The sequence below is a fragment of the Paenibacillus marinisediminis genome (assembly GCF_054343325.1).
In genome coordinates, this window is record NZ_JBTGUH010000003.1 from 128,694 (window position 1) to 150,088 (window position 21,395).

At 48.6% G+C, this 21,395-nt stretch carries 15 protein-coding genes; 5 read left to right on the top strand and 10 right to left on the bottom strand.

What is annotated here, in order from left to right; all coding sequences use genetic code 11:
- Positions 1 to 22: 22 nt before the first annotated feature.
- Positions 23 to 1,156 carry a C45 family autoproteolytic acyltransferase/hydolase gene (locus tag ACXX53_RS09955; protein WP_458568490.1) on the top strand — a complete coding sequence of 378 codons (1,134 nt, stop codon included), beginning with the start codon at positions 23 to 25 and terminating at the stop codon, positions 1,154 to 1,156.
- A gap of 15 nt (positions 1,157 to 1,171) precedes the next feature.
- The gene (locus ACXX53_RS09960) at positions 1,172 to 2,047 is read left to right on the top strand and encodes an AraC family transcriptional regulator (RefSeq protein WP_458568491.1); all 876 of its coding nucleotides are present in this window, start codon (positions 1,172 to 1,174) and stop codon (positions 2,045 to 2,047) included.
- Positions 2,048 to 2,119: 72 nt separating this feature from the next.
- Here the strand turns inward: ACXX53_RS09960 and ACXX53_RS09965 are convergent, their stop codons facing one another.
- From ACXX53_RS09965 to ACXX53_RS09995, 7 genes are all read right to left on the bottom strand, one after another.
- The gene (locus ACXX53_RS09965; RefSeq protein WP_458568492.1) at positions 2,120 to 4,651 is read right to left on the bottom strand and encodes a TPM domain-containing protein; all 2,532 of its coding nucleotides are present in this window, start codon (positions 4,649 to 4,651) and stop codon (positions 2,120 to 2,122) included.
- Between the two features lie 93 nt (positions 4,652 to 4,744).
- Complete coding sequence (locus tag ACXX53_RS09970; RefSeq protein WP_458568493.1) at positions 4,745 to 5,530, bottom strand: formate/nitrite transporter family protein; 786 nt, start codon at positions 5,528 to 5,530, stop codon at positions 4,745 to 4,747.
- 101 nt (positions 5,531 to 5,631) lie between these two features.
- Entirely contained in the window at positions 5,632 to 5,832 is a 201-nt protein-coding gene (locus ACXX53_RS09975) for a hypothetical protein (protein ID WP_458568494.1), read from the bottom strand.
- A 42-nt stretch (positions 5,833 to 5,874) separates the two neighbouring features.
- Complete coding sequence (locus ACXX53_RS09980) at positions 5,875 to 8,817, bottom strand: DEAD/DEAH box helicase (RefSeq protein WP_458568495.1); 2,943 nt, start codon at positions 8,815 to 8,817, stop codon at positions 5,875 to 5,877.
- Entirely contained in the window at positions 8,817 to 10,448 is a 1,632-nt protein-coding gene (locus ACXX53_RS09985) for an SWIM zinc finger family protein (protein ID WP_458568496.1), read from the bottom strand. Before ACXX53_RS09985 ends, ACXX53_RS09980 begins: the two co-directional genes overlap by 1 nt.
- Before the next feature lie 291 nt (positions 10,449 to 10,739).
- Positions 10,740 to 12,608, bottom strand: coding sequence for an LTA synthase family protein (locus ACXX53_RS09990; RefSeq protein ID WP_458568497.1), 1,869 nt, complete (start codon positions 12,606 to 12,608; stop codon positions 10,740 to 10,742).
- A gap of 212 nt (positions 12,609 to 12,820) precedes the next feature.
- Positions 12,821 to 13,528 (bottom strand): hypothetical protein, encoded by a 708-nt coding sequence (locus ACXX53_RS09995; protein ID WP_458568498.1) that lies wholly within the window; start codon positions 13,526 to 13,528, stop codon positions 12,821 to 12,823.
- A gap of 240 nt (positions 13,529 to 13,768) precedes the next feature.
- Here ACXX53_RS09995 and ACXX53_RS10000 point away from each other — a divergent pair, with 240 nt between their 5' ends.
- The 3 genes from ACXX53_RS10000 to ACXX53_RS10010 are packed head-to-tail and all read left to right on the top strand — an operon-like array spanning position 13,769 to position 16,985.
- Positions 13,769 to 14,743: a sugar phosphate nucleotidyltransferase gene (locus ACXX53_RS10000; RefSeq protein ID WP_458568499.1), complete on the top strand. Its 975-nt coding sequence runs from the start codon at positions 13,769 to 13,771 to the stop codon at positions 14,741 to 14,743.
- The gene (locus tag ACXX53_RS10005; RefSeq protein WP_458568500.1) at positions 14,740 to 16,032 is read left to right on the top strand and encodes a UDP-glucose dehydrogenase family protein; all 1,293 of its coding nucleotides are present in this window, start codon (positions 14,740 to 14,742) and stop codon (positions 16,030 to 16,032) included. Before ACXX53_RS10000 ends, ACXX53_RS10005 begins: the two co-directional genes overlap by 4 nt.
- Before the next feature lie 5 nt (positions 16,033 to 16,037).
- Positions 16,038 to 16,985: an NAD-dependent epimerase/dehydratase family protein gene (locus ACXX53_RS10010; RefSeq protein ID WP_458568501.1), complete on the top strand. Its 948-nt coding sequence runs from the start codon at positions 16,038 to 16,040 to the stop codon at positions 16,983 to 16,985.
- A gap of 79 nt (positions 16,986 to 17,064) precedes the next feature.
- On the opposite strand, the gene ACXX53_RS10015 is transcribed toward ACXX53_RS10010, so the two are convergent.
- The 3 genes from ACXX53_RS10015 to ACXX53_RS10025 form a co-directional block, all read right to left on the bottom strand.
- Positions 17,065 to 18,201 (bottom strand): glycosyltransferase family 4 protein, encoded by a 1,137-nt coding sequence (locus tag ACXX53_RS10015; RefSeq protein ID WP_458568502.1) that lies wholly within the window; start codon positions 18,199 to 18,201, stop codon positions 17,065 to 17,067.
- Positions 18,202 to 18,221: 20 nt separating this feature from the next.
- Positions 18,222 to 19,850 (bottom strand): CotS family spore coat protein, encoded by a 1,629-nt coding sequence (locus ACXX53_RS10020; protein WP_458568503.1) that lies wholly within the window; start codon positions 19,848 to 19,850, stop codon positions 18,222 to 18,224.
- Positions 19,851 to 19,932: 82 nt separating this feature from the next.
- Positions 19,933 to 21,258, bottom strand: a complete 1,326-nt coding sequence (locus ACXX53_RS10025) for a glycosyltransferase (protein ID WP_458568504.1) — start codon at positions 21,256 to 21,258, stop codon at positions 19,933 to 19,935.
- Positions 21,259 to 21,395: the final 137 nt, after the last annotated feature.

A 21,395-nucleotide genomic window follows, 5' to 3' on the forward strand; every position in this document is an offset into this window, starting at 1 on the left:
AGTTGTTAGGAGAGAGGAGTTAATGATGATGAAGATGAAGGATAAAGTGACTGCTTATTTTACGATGCTTGAAGGCAGTGCGACTGAGATTGGGCGTCAGCAGGGGCTGGAAGTAAAGCGGCAGCCGCAATTGCTCGATTTGTCTGTGTTGAAGGAGGAACTGCCTGCGCATGTATTAACTGCAAAAAAGAGAATATTTGAGAGCATAAATCCGTCGTGGAACGAGGAATTGGGAGCATTTGCGGAGGAACTGCAGGTACCTTCGTCGAAACTGATCTATTATGCGAACACTCAGATTGCGTCAGGCTGCAGTCATTGCGCAGTGCTTCCGAATCGGACAGCTGATAAGCGTACCTATGTACTGCGCACTTATGATTTGGCCCCGCATATGGATGATATGCGGCTGTGCTCTACGAGAATGACGGGTGCGTATACGCATACCGGATTCTCCATCCAATTGTTCGGACGCAGTGAGGGAATGAATGAGCATGGATTATGTGTGACATTTTCCGCGTGTGGGCAGCCTGTTGGAGACCTCCCTGGAATGCGCAAGCCGCGTGCAGAGGGACTGCAGTTCTGGGCTGTCGTGCGCCTGCTGTTAGAAAAATGCAGCACTGTAAGTGAAGCATTAGATACCTTAAAGGAAATACCGATCGCCTCGAATATGAATATGCTTGTCACGGATCTAAAGGGACAGACTGCGCTCATTGAGACGTATGATGGGATATATGCAACAAGGTTAGTGGACGTTGAGAGCGAAATGTCGCATCTTATCGCTACGAATCACCCTCTATTCACTGAAGTCGCTCAGGTTCAACCACGGATTATGGGTAATTCGATGGTACGGCTTGAGACGCTGGAGCGTGTGATGAATCAGGAAGAGCGGCTTATTGCGAAGGGCGATCTGCTGCGATTGATGGAGACGGAATACCCGACAGGGCTAGCGATTCACAATTATGAGCAATGGTTTGGTACGCTGCGTTCGATGCTGTTCGATCTGGAGGATCGATCAGTAGATGTATGCTTTGGCTCACCATTGTTGAACCCGTGGTATAAGCTTAAGGTTGGAGATAAGTTAGAAGCTCATACCTTTGAGGTAAAGCTCCAGACGAAGGAATACGGCCCACAATTCTGGGCAGATCATACACAAGCCTGATAGGAGGGGCGGCTGATGACGAAAAACACGATTGAACGCGCTGTACAATATATCGAGGCACATCTTTGTGAGCCGCTCCGGGCAGAAGATGTTGCACGTGAAGTGCATATTTCTCATTCACATTTTCATCGGATATTTATGGCGTTAACAGGAGAGACCATCGGCAACTATATTCGCAAAAGACGGCTGACGGAAGCAGCGCGGGAGCTATTAGGAACGAATCGCCCGATCATGGACATCGCGATGGACTATCAATTTGAATCACAGGCTGCTTTTAGCCGTTCGTTCAAGCGGGTGTATGGAACTGCTCCGTACCAGTTTCGCGCACGGGGAACTCGACCTGTTATGAGTGAGAAAGGGCAGCTCCTCGGCAAGAGGCTGTATCATCGATTGGATCATATTACGATCGAGCCGACGATTCAGGTGTTAGAGCGCTCCATCCACGTTATCGGGACGAGGGGATGGACCTCACTGGAGCATAATCGAATTCCGGACATCTGGGATGAGTTGATAACGAGACGGCAGGAAATAGCGGGGATTAAGGATCATCGCACGGGATATGGAATATGCAGGGCGACCAGCGCATTATCGTTTCAGGAGTTTACCGAGCAATCACCGTTTGAACAGATGGCGGGATATGAGGTTTATCCTGAGAGTACCGTTCCCGATAAGATGTGCGCATGCGTACTGCAACCGGGGCGATATGCCGTTTTTGAGCATCTGGGGCCGACGAAGGTGCTGCCTGCCAGCTATGAATATATCTGGGGCACGTGGCTGTCTAACACGGATCTAAGTCTCGATTGCCGTGATGACTTTGAGCTGTACGGCCCTGAGTTCAAGGGGAGAGAATCCGATGAATCAAAGCTCTATATCTATATTCCTATTATATGAACGGTGAAATGATCGAAGGCTGAGATGCATATAAATGACGTCTCAGCCTTCAATAGGTTGAATCCACTCTAACTACCAGTTTGATCCGCCCGAAGAGTTGTTGTTATTGTTGCTCCACGATGATCCTCCTGAGCTGTTGGAGTTGTTGCCCCAGCTCGAACCACTTGAAGAATTATTCATCGACCGCCGCTGTTCCTCTGCGCGTCGAGCAGCTTCTTCCCGACGTTCCTCAGCAATTACGTGCTCATAAGCGGAATTCATAGCGGATATAATGCCTGCTAGAGCTCCAGCTTGATAAGCAGCATCCTCATATCTCCCTTGAGACATCAGATTGCGAACCTGGTTCTGAACATTAGAGTAATCTCGGTTGTACCGTGATGCATTTACTTTGCTGCGTGTTCGACTGTATGTGGATTGATATTTGCGCTCTAGATCATGAATCTTGCTCTCAGCGCTTTGTTTAAGCGCAGCGGTGCGTTCAACATCCTGTAGGTAAGCTTCAGCATCTTGAACGAAGCGGCTGCTCAGTTCAAGAAGAAGATCTACATCGTAAGGCGGCTCATTTAGCATGGACATGATGCTGTTGTTCAACTGCTGCAGCTGCTGCTCCAACTGATTCCACTGGCGAACCAGTTGATTGCGGCTGATGATGCTGCCGCCTGATCTTAATGCCTTGTCACCTGCGGTGAACCGACGCTTAGACTCCTCAAGTTGTTGATCCAAGCTGTGGACCAACTCCGAATATACTTGGGCACGCTTATCCCGCTCCTGCAAATGATGAAATATCTCATCTAGCGCGGTTCGTGCCAGCTCGTACTCTTGAACTTCGACTTCGCTCCATGTGCGTACTTGCTTGAGCTGACGAGCGGCTGTTGGAAGAACATGCAGAATGCCAAGATAATCTTGCCACTGCGCTTCCCAGTGCTTTGTGCGGTAGAGATGTCGAACGCGATCAGTTAGGACACGCAACTGTTGGTCCTCTTCTGGATAGCCCGTAAGCTTGCCTGCTGCTCGATCGATATCTGCCGCATTCTTAAGCTTCAGATCAGCAAGCCGCTGTACCATTTGCACAGCATCAGCCAGTTGTTGACCAGAACGTTCCGATAATCGTTCTGCCTCCGGTATATCCCCATCCTGCAGTACAATGAACATCCGTTCCATAGTTGCGCGAGCTTCCTCAATTCGCGAATAAGGATCAATATGCACGAGCTTCAGGCTGTGCTCTTGCACAATGGCTTCGAAGCGATTGCGTTGCGCTGCTGCTTCGTTCGGGAACTGGCGGTATGCTTCCGCAAAACGAGGCACCGCTGCAACATCCTGCTCCAAGCGATCGTGCGCCGCTTGAGCCTCGATGAAGCGCGTATCCGCTTGAAGCGGATCGAACGCGTCCAAATCATCAATGGCTTGAAATTCTTGCGCCAGCTGTTTACTGCGTTCTTCAAGCTTCCCAAGCGACCATTTGCGCGAAGTCTGCTCTTGCGTTAGCGTGGACTGCACCTGTCGAAGGTCGCTCTTCTCCGTTATGAGGCCGGAGCTAACGTGCTTTTCGGTCTCTTCAATCACGATTACACGCTGCATGATAGAGGCAGTCTTCGCTTCATAATCCTTAAGCTGTACGATCGTTTGCTTAAGCTGGGTGTATACCGAGCGGCGGAAATATTGTACGCTGCCGATCTGTTGAAGCTGATCAAGTACCGCCTTCAGCGTAACTAGCAGCTCATTAATCTCACGGTCAATCGCTTCAGCAGTTTGCAAGGTTATGCCTTGATATAGGCTTGCATATGGTCGATTCCGTTCAGAGGAACGGTTCAGATCAGCCATTATTCCTGGGATACGCTTCTGAAGCCGCTGATGGCGAATCTTGGACCAGAAGAAGAATCCCGCCGTTGCAACGACCAATAGAGCGGCTAAGACAATCAGTATAGTCGACCATGGAATGTGAATCGGCTGACTATTGCTGATCGGATTGACAGCAGCAGAGCTGCCTGGATTAGACGGCTTGTTAGAAGCAGGAGGTGTCTGAGTCTCCGATTTAGGCGTATTGCCTTCAGGCTTAGACGGTGTTACAGGCGAAGGTGTCGGTGTCACAGGAGACACGGAACCAGCAGGCGCCTTTAGCTCATTCGTGGCATTCATCAAGGCGATCGCACCGTCCGCGAAGCGTCCTTCCTTCGCTGATGGAATGAAATGATGATCGACGAATTCACTTAATTTCGACTTAGAAGATCCATCCCCATTATAGTCTTCAGGCAATGCGTCAATCTTAGCCTGCAATGCGGGATTATTGAAGTTCATTTCAACTCGGCGATCATTCTTAGATAACAGAACTATGACATCGTCAGCAGTCAATTGCCAAGCTTCATAGACAGAAGAGGCATAGTCAGCCGGATTCTCGCCATCTAGACTGTTTATCGTCAGAAAGTAAAAGGTGTACAAGCTGCCTTGCGCGGCCTGTTCAATGCTGTCTAACGATTCCTTAGGAATCATACCTGCTGTATCTTGAACTAAGCCATCTTTAGGCGGAATTGGATCTGCATATATGACACTGGGTAACAATAGCACCAATATGAGCATAAATGCCAGCCATCGACGAGCAATTTTCACAAAAAAACCCCCTCCCTATGCTGGTTATCGCATGTAAACATATCACTGTCTACAGTATACGAGAGGGCAAAGAGAGAGGGAAGGACTTTTTACTCAAAAGCTTTCGGACTTATTATTCGGATACAAGTAGTAGTAGACCATACCCATAAATACACTGCCGCCGATGATGTTGCCGATCGTAACAGGAATTAGATTGTGAAGGGCACCTTGCAGGCTGATCGAAGCGGGATGATCCACAGCCAGTGCAATTGAGAATGAGCATAAGTTAGCGATGCAGTGCTCTAATCCGGCAATAAAGAAGCAATAGACCAACAGGATCATTGCGAACATTTTCGGTCCGTCGCCCTTAAGACCCATCGGGACAAAAAAAGCCATGCATACGAGCCAATTGCATAATATCGCGCGAAAGAAAACTTGAACTATAGGTACGGACATTTTCTTTTCAACCGCATGTATGAACATGGGATTGCTTAATGTTCCATCAAATAGACCGGATGCCCATAGCAGCAAGGCAAATAGAATAGCGCCGATTAAGTTGCCCAAATAGCTGGTGCTCCAAATCTTAAGTGTATCGTTCCACGTAGTCTTGCCTCGCAAGGTTGCGAAAGTGAAGTAGAAGGTATTGCCTGTAAACAGATCTCCCCCCGCATAAGCGATCAATATGATAGCCGCGCCGAAGGTTAAGGCTGCAAGCGGATAAGCGAATGGGGAATGAACAGCATCAAACAAATTGCCGGTTGAATAAGCGACGACGACACCGAAGCCGATAAACGCACTGGCAAGCATTGATCTAAGCAAAGAATGCAGTATATTCTTCTCCCAAACGGCTTTCTTCTTTAATGCCAACGCTTCTACCTGTTCAGACGGCTGCTGTTCCATAACGCGGCTCCCCATGATATGGTGGACATGAAAACATATCCTCATGGATAGAATGTCCAGAACAGCAGCCTGACATGCGTATAGTAAACTATGCTTATCGCCTAGTCTCCGCTCAGTATGGCGGCTCTGACTCGATAATAGAATTGCTGCCAAGCGGGTGATGCTTGCTTGAGATGCGGATGTTCACGCAGAAAGGCGTCCATCGCTGCCCGCTCCTCCAACGAGAGGTTATGCTGCTGCGAATCAGCACTCTCAGGACGCAGTCCTTCTCTTTGCACCGGCTTATCAGGCTCATCGGCCATATGCTACAGCTCCTTTCGAAAGGGATGCTCACGGGATGCGAACTAATCCTCTTGCTCCCAGCTTCTGCGCAGTGTGAACAGCTCTCGAAGCTGCTCGGTGGACATTTCTGTGATCCAATTCTCGCCGCCAGTCACGATTGAATCGCTTAAGCCCTGCTTCAGTTCAAGCATCTCATCGATTCGCTCTTCCAGCGTACCAAGCGTAATGAACTTGTGAACTTGAACATCCCGCGTCTGGCCAATCCGAAAGGCGCGGTCTGTAGCCTGGTTCTCAACTGCCGGATTCCACCAGCGATCAAAATGAAACACATGATTGGCCGCCGTAAGGTTCAACCCCGTGCCTCCAGCCTTAAGTGAGAGAATGAAGATAGCAGGCGCGTCAGCAGCGTCAGTGTTCTGAAAGTTTGCAATCATCTCATCGCGCTTCTTCTTAGGAACGCCGCCGTGCAGAAATAGAACTTGCTCACCGGTATGCTGGGATATCGTGCGCTGCAGCCATTCACCCATGCCGACAAATTGAGTGAAGATAAGGCATCGGTCTCCCTCCGCCCTCAGCTCTTCGACCATATCGAGCAGGCGTTCCACTTTGTTGGAGCGGGATACCCATGGTTCATCCATTTGCCCTTTCAACAGCAGATCAGGCAGATCGCATACTTGCTTTAGCTTGGTCAGAGTAGCTAGGATGAGCCCTCTGCGTTCCATCGCAGTTAGGCGGTCGATCTTGTCGAGCATATCTTGAATAATACCTTCGTACAACGTGCCCTGCTCAACCGTTAATGGGACATATACCTTCATCTCATTCTTGTCCGGCAGATCGAGCTGGATGGCAGGATCTTTCTTAACACGTCGGAGTAGAAACGGATTAATCAGCTTCTGTACCTGTTGAATCACTTCAGCATTTCGATCGCGTTCGATCGGCAAAATGTAGCGATGTCTAAACTCATTCAGGCTTCCGAGATAACCGGGATTAATAAAGTCGAAGATCGACCACAACTCAGTTAAACGATTTTCGATCGGAGTACCCGTCAATGCGATGCGATGCTGGGCTTCCAAGCGACGAACAGCGGCTGATTGCTTCGTGTATACATTTTTTACGTACTGTGCTTCGTCTAGGCATACACAGCTCCAAGTTATCTGTGCCAGATCATCTTCATCCATCTGCGCAGTCGTGTACGAGGTCAGGACGAGATCTACATCTTCAACAACCTGCACGAAAGCAGGCCCGCGCTTGCGGTTGCTGCCATAGTGAATGTAGACGCGCAGACTAGGTGCGAAGCGCTCCAGCTCTTTCTGCCAGTTCCCGAGAACTGAGGTCGGACAGATCAAAATTGCGGGACTTAACAGTTGGTTCTGTCCGCGAAGCACGAGTAGATAGTTTATAAATTGTATCGTCTTGCCGAGTCCCATATCATCTGCCAGACACCCTCCAAGTCCAAACTGTCGGAGGAAGAGCAGCCAGGATAAGCCTTCGGTCTGATATTTGCGAAGCGAGCCTAAGAAGCTCTCCGGTGCATGAATGAGCGGCATTGATTGTTTCTGCTGGAGCTTAGCGATCATATCGGTTAACGCTTCATTAAGCTCAATCTCGAACTTTAAGTAGTCCTCGTCATCGCGTTCCAACAAGGAATCTTCGTCCCAGTTGTTCATGTCATCCTGCAGCACCATTTCAAGCACGTCTCTGAAGCTTAGGCCGCGTTTCTTACGCACGCGGTTCATAACAGCGCGAATTCGAGCTAACGTTGCAGGGTCGAGCTCGATCCAGCGATCTCGAAATCGCACGAGCCGCTGCTGCTGACGTGCCAGCTGCTCCAGCTCGTCTTCGGTCAGCGTCATGTCGCCGACCGCAAACTTCCAGTCGAAGTCCAGCAACTGCTGTATTCCGAGCATGGAGCTTCCCGCTGAGCCTGCTGATGACTTCATCTTGGCTTTCATCCGCAGCTTGCTGCGCTTTAACGATTCCCACCAGGAAGGGAGGAAGACAGCTGTGCCTTCCGCGAGCAGTCGAGCGCTGTATTCCGAAAGAAACTTCCATGCCTCATCGTTAGTTAGCTTGTTGCGAAGCCGTTCAGGATACTCGCTGTCTGTTAACTCGGGAAGCTGCAGCGCCCACAAGCTTAAGCTCTTATCCACACGCTCCTTGATATATGGCTCCCAATGTGCTGGAATGCGATGTTCTTCCGACACGCTGTTATCCGTAGTCACGGTATTGCTGTTATCCCACGAATCATGCCCCAGTCGAAGGAGACGCTCGGGCTTCTCCTTATCTTGCAGGACGAGCTCAAGCGACCAGCTATGCTCATCACCATATGGCTCCAACAGCCGCAAGCCTGTGCGGAATGGCAGCGGATCCTCCTTAATCCCCAAGGAGACAAGCCAATCTTCTTCGTCTCTCTGCCACGGAGCGCGTCTATCGATCCCCATAAGATCCGCCTGATCCGGCAGCATAGGCTGTTCGGAACGCAAGTTGCTCCACGCGGATTCGAGAGGCTCATGCTGCTCGATAAGCTCTGCTATGATCGCATCCAGCCATATATGAACGGGTCCGAGTTCCAGCCGCTTGGCTTCCTGCCATAGGGATGCAGCAGTCCCGACTAGAGATTCTGGCAGCTTGAGTTTCCAGCCAAATGAACCTTCATTCCATTTATCAATATCGGGAGTGTACCAGCCGTGTTTGAGGGCTTCGCGCAGCAACGATGCGATACGCATCAGCAGTTGTGCTTCATCGCTCCAATGAATAACAGCCGCTTCAATCGGCGATACCTGACAGAAGTAATGCATCGCCATGAGCGGCGGCACGATGAAGCCTTCAACGCCTCGCTGTTCATGGATTTCCAGCATCGTACCGTAGCAGGAAGGTGCATGCCAGCCGAACAGCAGGTGCTTGAAGGCAACAGGATTATACCCATGTTCAAGCTCTTTCCATAGAAATACACTGCCGTTATCCAACATCTTGCAGCGGGGGACGATTGGTTTAGTCGTTATCATCAAAGGAGCTTTCCTTTCTTGATTTCTTCTTGAAGCGCACGCAGCCGCGAGTGCTGGTGAGAAATATATTGTATGTACCGCTCCCAGACAGGGACGCGGTTTAGCGTCTTATAGATCTGCTTGAGCTTCTTCATCAGCCTCACCGCATCACGATATGCTTCGCGGTTCCGCCCTGCGATCGCGCGCTCAACGGACTGATGATACAGGGGCAGCAGCAGTTCACGATCCTGCTGCTCCAGCTGCCGCAGCATATCCTTGTTGATCTCCCGCGGTGAGATGCCGCGGTACAAGTGAATATCAACCCAGGTTCGGTACAAGCCTTTCTTCATGAGATAGTCACAATAGTACCAATAGGTAAGATGTAGGTAGCTGACCATCACTTGATGCCAGACTTTCGCATCCGGTTGATGTTCAGCGCCCTGACCCCATGCCCGCATAAATACGGCCCAGTCATTGCGTGAAGCACGTTCCATAGCTGGCATTACGAAGTGGATCCAGCGGAGCAGCGCTGACCACTGATTCCGGTCAGCGTGGTAATACATAATTCTCCAATAGTATACCAATTTGTCCTGCGTTCCAACGGACTTCAGACGATCAATGGCCGCAGCATCGAGTCCCTGGAGCACTTCCTGCCAGGCTGCGATTCGCTGCAGGTATCTCCAGGTCTTGCTCTCAGGTGTAGCATATCGAAGACTGGCTTCGATTCTAGTATATTCGACTTCCTGCCAATCAGCCTGCCTGAGCAATTGCTCCCACAGAAGCTGATAAATGGATGTCCAATCTATGCTGGACCGTTCAATATTGGCTTCACTGTCGATCACATATTGCTTGATGGACGCTACCGCCTGTGGATAGCTATGATAGGCTTCCTCCGGCGATAATTGCTCAAGCAGCTGCTCTATTTCCTGCAGGGCGGCCATATATTGATCTTCCATCTTCCACTGGATACGGACAAATGACCAGTCTGACGCCTGACCATGCATATTGCGATCTATGGCCTGCAGCAGAAACAGCTGAACGTGAAGCTGATATAGCAGCCGTACAGTCGGTTCCCATGTATCGGAGTTGGCATATTCATAATAGGCTTGTGCCGTATGCACAATTGAAGTATCAATGACATCTTCCTTGAAGTCAAAGTTAGCGGCAAAGAAAGCGTGCCACTCCCCTGGTGTATGTATTGGAAGGGGGAGGGCAGCGCTGTCGATTATCTTTTTAGGTGTACGAAAGAGCGTAGTGTTCGTATTAGCCATCATTTCAGGAGCAGCCGGCGCGGCAGCGATCTGGGGCTTTTCCTCCAACAGCCACTGTTGGTACTGGCGACAGGAAGCCAGGAAGGTTGCTGAATGATAACCGTACATATTGTAAGCTTGAAAGAAAGCGGCAGCCAGATGGCGGCATAATGGACCGCTGTCACAGGAACATTTGCTTAGGCTTAATGTTTCAGTATGTAATAAGACCTCATAGGCCTGTTTATCTCTCACTTCCGCTTTTATGAAGGAGTTTTCCTCTGGCTGAAGCGATACAATTGCAAATCTTCGAAACAAAAACCAACCGCTCTCTAACACCGTTAAGTCCATCTGAGTTCGGACTTGTTCTGCGATAAGTGCGATTCGGTCTCTCATTTGAGTCATGTGAACATTTCCTCCGGACTTGATCAGAGTAGAGTCATCCCGTTCGGACGTCTATTATCAAGAATAACAGCCATTGTAAATAAGGTCTACCAGACTAGTATAAACCTTTGTTTGCACTCTTAACAAAACATACCAATATTTATGCTAAATTAACTCAAACAAGCGGAGACGAGCGGCTTAAAGGTGGTGGCAGATCACGTTATAGAATTTGTTACATCTCATTGAAGGGGACATACAAAAAACCTCTTTCACTAAGTCAGAACCAGACTGTTGTGAAAGAGGCCGCAGTTATTATGGCTCGATCGGTGATCGATCAGGCAGCTGTTGTACAAAACTATCGGATAAATTCAATAATTGCAAGGCGCGATCGAACTCATCATTTGAGGATTGAATCGGCTCTGTACTATTTGCTTTCAAAGGGTATTCCGTTCCATCTTCATAACCGCTCCCTGATACAAGCAAAGTCGAATCGTTCAGATAGGAGCCAGATGGCAAATAATATCGCTCAGGCAGTATATTCGTGTTCTGATTCAATAAGTCGATTCCGAAATGGATCTGCTCATCCAACGAAATCCCCAATAGATTAGCAACCGTAGGCAGGATGTCAACTTGACCGCCTGTTTGCTTAACGGTTTCGGGTGCAATACCATCCCCGAAGATCATCAATGGAATATTGATCATGTCAGCATATCCATACTCATGACCGTAGATCTCAGCCATGAGATCTTTCTCATGGTCATCGAGCGAGTAGATAGGCAGTCCTAGATGATCGCCATAAATGACCACTAAGCTGTCATCCCAGATGCCGCTCTCTTTCAATTCGGCAATAAATTCGCCTAATGCTTTATCGGCATAGCTCTGAGCTCGAATGTAATCTCCAACCAATGTATTATCATAGCGTTCCGGGAGCTGGACTTGCGGTTTATCTTCCGGAATAGTAAATGGGTGATGGGCGGTCATGGAAATGATCTGTGCGTAGTACGGCTGGTTTGACGCCTGCATCTCCATTAGCTTCTCAGTTGTCTTGCGATAAAGCACTTCGTCTGAGGATCCGAAGAAAACTTTGTCCTCATCTTTGAAATATTCAGCATCATAATAAGTACCGAAGCCAAGCGCGGCATACATTTCTTTGCGATTCCAGAACTCGACTACGTTCGTGTGGAAAGTAGCGGTCTGATATCCCTCAGCACTAAGCAACTTCGGCATGCTGGGCAGCTGTTTGTATGCATACTCCCCAGATGCTGCACCGTTACGAGGGATATACATGGATGTATTGACGACGAATTCTGCATCAGAAGTATTGCCTTGCCCAACCTGCTGATAGAAATTAGGGAAGTATAAGCCTTCTTCCATCAGTTTGTTCATGTTAGGAGTAATTTCTTGACCCTCAATCTCTAACCCCAGCAGGAAGTTCTGAAAAGATTCCATCTGAATAACGATTAGGTTCTTGCCTTTGGCAGCACCTGCTAAACGAGGATTGGCCACCGGCGATATGCCTTTAAGTTCATCGATAGCAGCTTGATTAATCTGATCGGTAGGTACAACTTCCGGTTCTTTATTTTTGGAAAGGATCGTGTAAGCTTCGTAATTCAGAATTCCCATCTGCTCTGCCTTCACGATCTCATTCATGCTGGCTCTGTTAGGCAGCACATTGAACAGACACAGGAACAGCGAAAGGGCGAATATGGCAGGCACGAAGCCTCTTCTGCGTTTTACGGCATTGGTTTTGCGCCATTGCTTCGCTTTATCGCTGCGGAACAGCCAGACCGCTAATACGATGATATCAATGAAAATGAGCAGGAAGTAGGGGTCCAATAGCGAGAATACACTGTTGCTAACCGCAGTTACCTGATTCACTTGCTCAAGCGCATGGTATGTAGCGATGACTCCGTAATATTTGTAGTACATGATAACAGCGAACAGGATCCCGGTCAGAACGAGATTGACAGTTAGATAAATGGGAATCTTTCGCTTCGTTGCAAACCACTCAATGGCGCAGAACAACAACCATATGAAAGGAAGCTCCTTTACAAATATGCTCCAAGAAGGTCCATCCTCAAAAATAACAAACCACGCTAAAGCACTCTTCAGGAGCAATACAATTGTAAATAGGATAAATGGATGAACAATCCACCGCCATCTCGGCGTTAGTCGTAACAAGGTAAACACCTGCCTTAATGTAATCGAAATCTTATCATGTTGTAGAGTTTGACCGAACTCCAGTTTACAATATTTATTGTTGATTTTGACACATTCCTATTAAAAAATGCAAGTGATAATAATGTTATTAAATGTAAAAAAATAACTATATGCGGCAAAGCCGCCTGACTCCAGTGGAATCAAAGCGGCTCATTGAGCGGTGCCGGTTGTTATTAGTCTTCGTCTTCCTCATCATCGTCGTCATCGTCATCATCGTCGTCGCGTTCATGTTTGTCTTTTTTCTTATGCTTCTTCTCTTTCTTCTTCTTGCGCTTTTTATGCTTCTTGTGCTTTTTCTTATCATCATCGTCGCAATCGTCATCGTCGTCATCATCATCGTCATCATCATCGTCATCGTCGCAGTCATCATCGTCATCGTCGTCTTCACAGCCGCAATCGCACTTGTCTTTCTTCTTATGCTTCTTCTCTTTCTTCTTCTTGCGCTTTTTATGCTTCTTGTGCTTTTTCTTATCATCATCGTCGCAATCGTCATCATCGTCATCATCATCGTCATCGTCGCAGTCATCATCGTCATCATCGTCGTCTTCACAGCCGCAATCACACTTGTCTTTCTTCTTATGTTTCTTCTTGTGCTTTTTATGTTTCTTATGCTTTTTCTTATCATCATCCTCATCTTCCAGGTCTATCTCGAATTTCTTGCCGTCCATTAGCTCAACTTCGATTTCTTCAACGGAGTCCCAGTCGATATCGGACAACCAATCCAGCAGAGCATCGTCCTTTGAATCCTTGTTGCCTTCATTCAACAAGTCTTCGTAGCAGAATTTACTTGAGCTACCGTCCTCGTACTCGACCTCGATTTCCTCGATTTCGTTAAACCCGTGTTTGTATAGTTCGGATTTACACTTTTCGAATTTACCCAACCGAATCAAATCCTCTCATAGAAGATCGAAACTCTATAAGTTTCATTGCTATTTTATGATGCTATCTCCTATATGTTTGGGTAAATGTATGAGGCTAATCGTGGATGTTTAGCTTTCTAAATACATGCCGCTAGACAAGTACATCCGTATATTTTCCCTATTAGCTTACAATCGCCCTTCCTCATTGTTGCTAGAAATCATATTTTAATGCATCTCGACGAAAGACAAGGAGCGAACCTTATGAAGGGATTGATTCTTTGTGCAGGTAAAGGCACTAGGCTCCAACCTTTTTCGAATGACATCTCGAAAGCTCTGCTTCCGGTAGCGAACAAACCACTTATTCATTATAGTATCGAAAAATTGATCGCACTGAACATCAAGGACATCGGTATCGTGATCCAATCCGCGCAGGAAGCGATGTTTCGTCATTGTGTAGGAGACGGCACAATATGGGAAGCCGATATTACTTACTTGTATCAAGAAAGACCGCTTGGAATCGCAGACGCTGTTAAACGAGCGGAAGTATTTATAGGATCGGATTCTTTTATGCTTCTCCTAGGGGACAATATGATCGAACAGTCTCTAGCTGGCCTGCAGAACTCCATCCTGCAAAAACGCTGTGACGGTGCCTTACTGCTTGGGGAGGTAGTAAAACCTCAAGATTACGGCATTGCAGAGATTGCTAATCAACGCATTATCGGCCTGGAAGAGAAGCCTTCCCATCCGAAGTCCAATCTAGCGATATTAGGCGCCTATGCATTTACTCCTCATATATTTGACGCGATTCATGCGATTTCTCCTTCACGGAGAGGCGAATATGAGATAACGGATGCCATTCAGTGGTTGATTGATCGGCAATTTTCAATTGCATATGATGTGACGAAGCTATCGCATACGGATGTAGGTACGATTGAACGCTGGCTGGAAGCTACCCGTTGGGTTCTGCAATCTTATTCAGCGCAAGAGTTGGAAGATTCTTATGAGCATGTGCAGCATTGTACGGTGATACAGCCTGTTATGATTCATCCAAGCAGTCAAGTGAGCGATAGTGTGATAGGCCCCTACACCGTCATTGGTCCAAATGTTACGTTAGAACGATGTCAGGTTAAAGGCAGCATCATATTGGACGGTGTGACTCTTTGCCAGCGTGAAATAACAGATGCTGTCGTGAACGAGCATCATGCGGTGACCATTGCTCGGGGGGCAGATGTATGAACATTTTGGTTGTAGGTGTAGGGTATGTAGGAACGACTACTGCGCTGTTGTTTGCAGAGCTGGGTTGGAATGTGGTAGGAGTAGATTCAAATGAACGCAAGATTCAAGATTTAGAGAATGGCGTATTGCCATTTTATGAACCGGGTTTGGATACTTTACTGAAGAAGCATATCGAATCTGGAAAACTATCATTCAGCACCAATCTATCCGAAGCAGTAAAACACCATGATGTGATCTTCATCTGTGTTGGCACGCCTTCCATGGAAGACGGAGGAGCAGATCTGCAGTATGTACGCCAGGCGGCAACAACGATCGGTGCTTCAATGGATGATTATAAGCTGCTGGTAACGAAGAGTACGGTACCGGTCGGTACTCAGCGGCAGGTCGTGCAGTGGATCAGCGAGGCGCAGTCGCAGTCTATTCCGTTCGATGTCGTATCGAACCCAGAATTTCTGCGAGAAGGCAGTGCGATGCATGATGCCTTTCACCCTGATCGCATCATTATCGGCAGCGATACAGAAGCAGGAGCTGAGCAGCTCAAGAGATTGTACCGCGATCTGGAATGCCCGTACCTCGTAACCTCTCCGGCAACGGCAGAAATGATCAAATATGCTTCCAATTCATTCTTGGCAGTCAAGATTTCATTCATGAATGAATTGGCAAGATTATGTGATCAATTGGATGTATCCATTTCTGATGTAGCTGAAGGAATGGGGTACGATACGCGTATTGGCAGGTCATTCCTGCGCGCAGGCATTGGCTTTGGTGGCTCCTGTTTCCCGAAGGATGTGAAGTCGCTTCTGCATACGTCTAAGATGCTGGGAGAACCTTTGCGCCTTCTGCAGGATGTTGTAGCCATTAACGAAACGCAATACATTTATGTGCTTGAAAGGATGCGAAAGCGGCTAGGATCGTTCCAAGGCAAACAGATTGCCGTTCTTGGACTTTCCTTCAAGCCAGGAACCGATGATATGCGTGAAGCGCCTTCCTTATCGATCATCTCTTATCTAGTGGAGCATGGGGCAATCGTTCAAGTGCATGATCCCGTCGTTCGAATGCCTGCTCCATTGTTAACGGACAACCTTGCCCAGTTTGCTGATCTGCAGGATACACTTAGTGGGGCAGATGCAGCAATCATCTGTACGGAATGGCCTGAATACGCTGATGCGGATTGGGCTTCACTGAAGAAGGCTATGAAGCAACCGCTATTAGTTGACGGCAGAAATATGCTCAACCGTGAGCGGCTTCAAGCTGTGGGCTTTACGTATGTAGGAATCGGAAATGGGTGACGGTAATGAAGACGATATTGGTGACAGGTGCAGCGGGCTTTATAGGCTCGCATCTTTGTGAAGAACTGCTTAAGAATGAATCGAATCAGGTCATTGGGCTGGATGCCTATATAGATCTGACGACGCCCGTATGGATCAAGGAAAGGAATGTGGCGGAGCTGCTTAAGCACCCTCGATTTACGTTTCATGCTGCTGATCTGATGACAGCAGCGTGGGACGAATTGCTGCCAGGGGTAGATGTCATCTATCATCTAGCGGGCATGCCGGGCGTAAGATCGAGCTGGGGAAGCGACTTTGTTCATTATGCCAACTATAATATCGTAGCTACGCAGCGACTGCTGGAAGGATGCAGAGCATATCCGATCAACAGATTGATCTTTGCATCTACATCATCTGTTTATGGCGAGAAGAAGGGGAAAGTTGATGAGTCCGCTATCCCCGAACCGCTCTCGCCTTATGGTATTACTAAATTGACATGTGAACACCTATGCCGTGTGTATGGCGAGGATCACGGTATTCCGATTGTCATCATGAGATTCTTTACGGTTTATGGTCCGCGTCAGCGACCGGACATGGCTTTTCATCGCTTTATTAAACAGATGCTTGATGGGAAGCCGATTACGCTGTACGGAGACGGCAGCCAGAGCAGAGACTTTACTTATATAGAAGATTGTGTACGCGCAGTTGCAGCAGCTGCGTCCGCTAAGGGAATTGTCGGACAGACAATTAATATTGGGGGCAAGGAACGTGCGTCTGTAAATGAATGTATCGCGATTCTGGAAGAGCTGCTCCAGAAGAAGGCGAGGGTGGAATCGGCAGGCGCTCCAGTAGGCGAGCCAAAGAGCACCTGGGCAGACATTAGCAAAGCCGAGCACCTGCTCGGTTATTCGCCGACAATGGACTTGAAGTCCGGGTTGGCAAGAGAGATCGCATATGTCAGACAGTTGTACTAAGCTCTTCCCATTGTGATGAATCCAATACATGCCCGAGCTAAAGAAGCCCGGGCATGTTTGTGATGGGTAAATATACAGCTCACGTCCATACCGATAAAATATCTTGCGCTACCCGATCCCAGGTAAATCGCTGCTCTGCCAGTCTTCTGCCGCGCAGTCCCATTTGGTGGCATTGGTCCATGTTGGAGAGCATCTGATTCAGCTTCTCGGCATATTCGAGCGGATTGTAAGGGTCTGTAATGAGCATGCCGTTATCGTTTAGAATAACCTCAGGATTGCCGCCTCTTGCTGTAGTGATGAAAGGAAGTCCTGCAGCCATCGCCTCATAATGAACTCGTGCCAATGGTTCATCCCAGATCGACGTGCAGACGAATATGTCCGCCGCACAGAACCAACGATGAACCTCATGAGCGTCTACATAGCCTGTAGTCAGCACAGGCAGCTGCGAGCGCGCTGCCAAAGCGCGGACGTAGGCGATATAATCGCTGACTCGGTTATCGGAATACCAAGCCCCGCCTACAACGACGAGCACGGCATCTTGATGCCGCAAATGGGACATGGCTCGAACGAGCACATGAGGTCCTTTATTACGTGACAAGCGACCGACGAACAAGATGACCTTCTTGGAGCCAATCTGGTGCTCTGCTCTGAGCGATTGCCGATTCTGCTGCGATGCTTGTGATTCCTTCCATGGCGCGAAGCGATCCAGATCCACACCCGAGTATATCGTTCGAAGCTTTGGCTCAGCCTGCGGATAATAGCGAGTGATTTCTTGGCCGATGAAGTCGCTGATCGTGATGATCTGTTCAGTCGTCTTGATCACGGCTTCCCCTTCATCTTGCCGAAGCTTGGTCGGATTGAACATATCGTTATGCATACTTAGAATAATTCGCGAATTAGGAGCTGACTGACGGACAGGGAGAACCATGCGCGGACGGTTAAAGATGTGAATGACATCATAAACCTCTGCAGATTCGTTCAGAAAGCTGACGACACCCTCAACGTATACATCAAATACACCTTCTGACGGAACCCGGACATATCGAATCCCATTCACCATTTCATCGGGAAGGAGCTCTGGATCTGTGCGGCCAAGTATCGTTAGTCGATGATGCCTTCCTAGCTGCTGGGCAACTCCGCATATATAGGTTTGAATAGCACCGCCGCGAATGTTGGGAACAGGCAGCTTCTCGGTACATATCATCAGCACATTCATTTGTTATCGTCCTCCTTTCGTCACGCCATTTTGCGTCTGCTTCGGCTTCTTCTAGCAGATAGCGCTGATCTTCTGGCTGCCAGACGCTTTCTGATCGCGAGTCGGCCGTTAGCCTTGCGAGCGGTCTTAACGAAGCGGGTGGTATTGCCTGCTGCTCGACGCTTTGGCTTCTTCTTTGCTGTGCCTCTGATACGCTTGCGAACTGCGACAGAGAAGCGAGGCCGCAGTTTGCGACGCTTGCGGCGCCTTGCTGCGCGTCGAGCAGGAGCTATACGCGGAAGTGTCAGCAATGGAAAGAAAGCAGGTCCAGGCTGCGGCAGATCTGGAGCGATAACTTCTTGTGAAACTAGTGGGGGAGGCGGATCGTCATTACGGGATGGTTGTTCCGGATCGAATGATTCTTCAGAGACTCGCTCGAGTCCTTGCTTGCCTGCGGAGATAAGCTCGGAATCAGGCACTTCGATGTCCCACGGAAGCGGTTCATGCTGCGGCATATAGTCACCAGGGGGATACTTGTCACGATCGTTCAGCAGCTCCTGAAGTACCTGCCACTTGGTACTTTCTGTGGTGAGCACACGCTGCAGGATCGGTGCCAGCTCCAGGTTCATGAAGTTTACGGGATCGAACACCATTTCCTTCACATGCTTATAGAATTCATTCGGGAAAGCCATATCGATCCAGAGAAGGTCAAACATTTCCTGATCCAGCGGATTGCCTCTGTTATAGGCTTCGATCATTCCGCGAATCCACGTGATATCCCATACGCCCATATCGTCCATGGTGCTGGTCATCAGCTTGCGGAGATCGCGGAACGGCAGATCATAGGCCACGCCGTCGAGGTCGATAACCCATATACCGCCTGGTCCCATCTGACCGTTGGACCAGCCATAATCTTGATGCGCGAGTCCCCAATAAGACTCGCCCATGGCTACCATGCTGGAATATGCCGAGTTTTGAAGGCGATCAAGCATTTCACGCGCCTGCTGCTCAAATTCATCTATTACTTGAAGCAGCGGTGCACTGCCAGCCGTTTCAGGATATGCCTCCGCGATATCGCGGAACCAGCCGATCTTGGTCAAGATCTTCTGATAATGCTTCGGCCAGTTGTACAGACGTGAGGATTTCGCCGCGCCGTGCGGAGGGACATAATTCTTCGACCATAGATGGAACTCGCCGAGACCTTGGCACAGCGCGGATGCGCCTTCGAGGTCGATCTTCGAGGCTTGTATTAGAGTGTCGATCCAATCCGTGACGATCCATGCCTTGCCTCCAGCCTCGACATAGAGCTGGTCGTCGATGGTCGGGATAAGCGCTGGAACTCTCGCTCCCTGTTCTACTAAATATTGCTGTGCGCCAATGCTGAACAGGCTGCGCTGCGGGGTACGATGCAGCACCTTGATGCTGCGCGGGCCTTTATCGGTGTCAATGCGCCATATCGCTCCGCCTTTGTCTGGCTTGGAAGTGATTAGCACCATCTGCGATACGCGCATATCATATTGTTCCATCACTTTCCACGCCAATGCTTCCAATTCAGGCGGCACGTATTGCTCGAGCACCGTTCCAACAGCAGGTTTACCTTCGGTTTCCGGGGCGGTCATAAGATGGTCCCAAGGCACAATCTGATAGGATTCCGATTCTATTGCCTCCAATCCTATACCCTCCAATCTTGCAAATCACACTCCTTATTAGCTCATTCCCAACACAATGCTTCACAGGGAATATTGCTGGGAATTATACGGAGTGTGCTGCTATTTTATTTGTGAGCAAGGCATGTTCGTAGGCGTCCATTACTTTTTTGGCGACGTTTGAGATAGGGTAGCGTTCTTCTATATGTCTTCTGCCCCAGCGTGATAAATTGACTCTATCCTCTATGCTCATACTCAATACGCAATCGATTTGATCGATCAGCATCTCGCGTGTGAACGGTTCAGGCGTAATAGAATGATCACCGAACCAGCTGTCCCATGCCTTCGATGAATTGGCGAAATAAATCGCTCCGAGGAAGCCTCTGCTTCCGATGGCGATGAAAGGGCGCATGCAAGCCATAGCTTCTAAAGCTATGCGTCCAGTGCCGATGGCGCAATCACATACAGCATAATAGCTGCGCATGTTGAGCGCTTCGCCGGCAAAAGTGATAAATGGCTGACCGACCTGCTGCTGCATCTGATTTGCAAGCGCGATGATCTCCTGTTCTTCTCTGCCGCCGCCTGCAATGATGAGATGCAACTGAGGGTACCCCTGTTTACGCAAGCTTGCCACGGCATGGATGAGCTCCTTGCATATATCAGCTTTTTCCCAAGCTAGCCGACTTGCATAAACGATAACCTGCGCACGTGGCGATATTCCCATTTTGCTGCGAAGATGCTCTCTATAATCGGGGTTAAATGCCTGATATTCCGTGACATCTACACCGTTTGGGATCAGTCGAGAAGAGATATTGTTCGTTAACAGCATGCGTTCGACCGCTGGACTTACACTGATCACCATTGATTCGCGGATTTCATCTAACATCTTCGGTTCATAATAAGTGCCATGAACGGTAAATACAAATGGGATATGGGCATCATTTGCAGCCTTCTTGGCCAATATGCCGGAAGGGAATTGATGCGCATGAACAAGATGAATCTGTTCTGCTTCGATAATCGAAGCAAGCAGGTTCAGCAGCTCCGGGTAATAATCGACATTCGGTTCATAATTGCTCATAACGAAGTCCAGTTCGTATACCGGGCAGCCTAGTCCGATAAAGGGATGAAGCAGCTTTCCTCTCTTGCTGGCAATGACGACCTTAACGCCTTGACGAAGCAATTCTCGAGTAAGGGATAAGGTGTAGGTTTCAGTACCGCCAACATTTAATTGATCGATAACCATGAGAACATGCAAAGGATGAAACAGGGGATAGGCTGATGAAATGATTGCAGGGGTTGAACGCGCAGGTATGGGTATTTCCGGCATTATCTCCAATTTAGAAGGGAGCTCGGAACTTCCATTGTCTGATACAGTCTGCTTGGCTGCTGGAGGTGCTGTCTTGATCGAAGATGTACGTTTAGCTTTAGTCACGCATTCACATCCTTTCCGCAGATGCAGTCATATATTTATATTCATATGTTCAACTGCCATGGCTGACATGTACAAACGTGGAACTCCATGAAAATGATGTATTTCCATAGTTGTCCGAGTGTCGCCGCTAGTTGGCG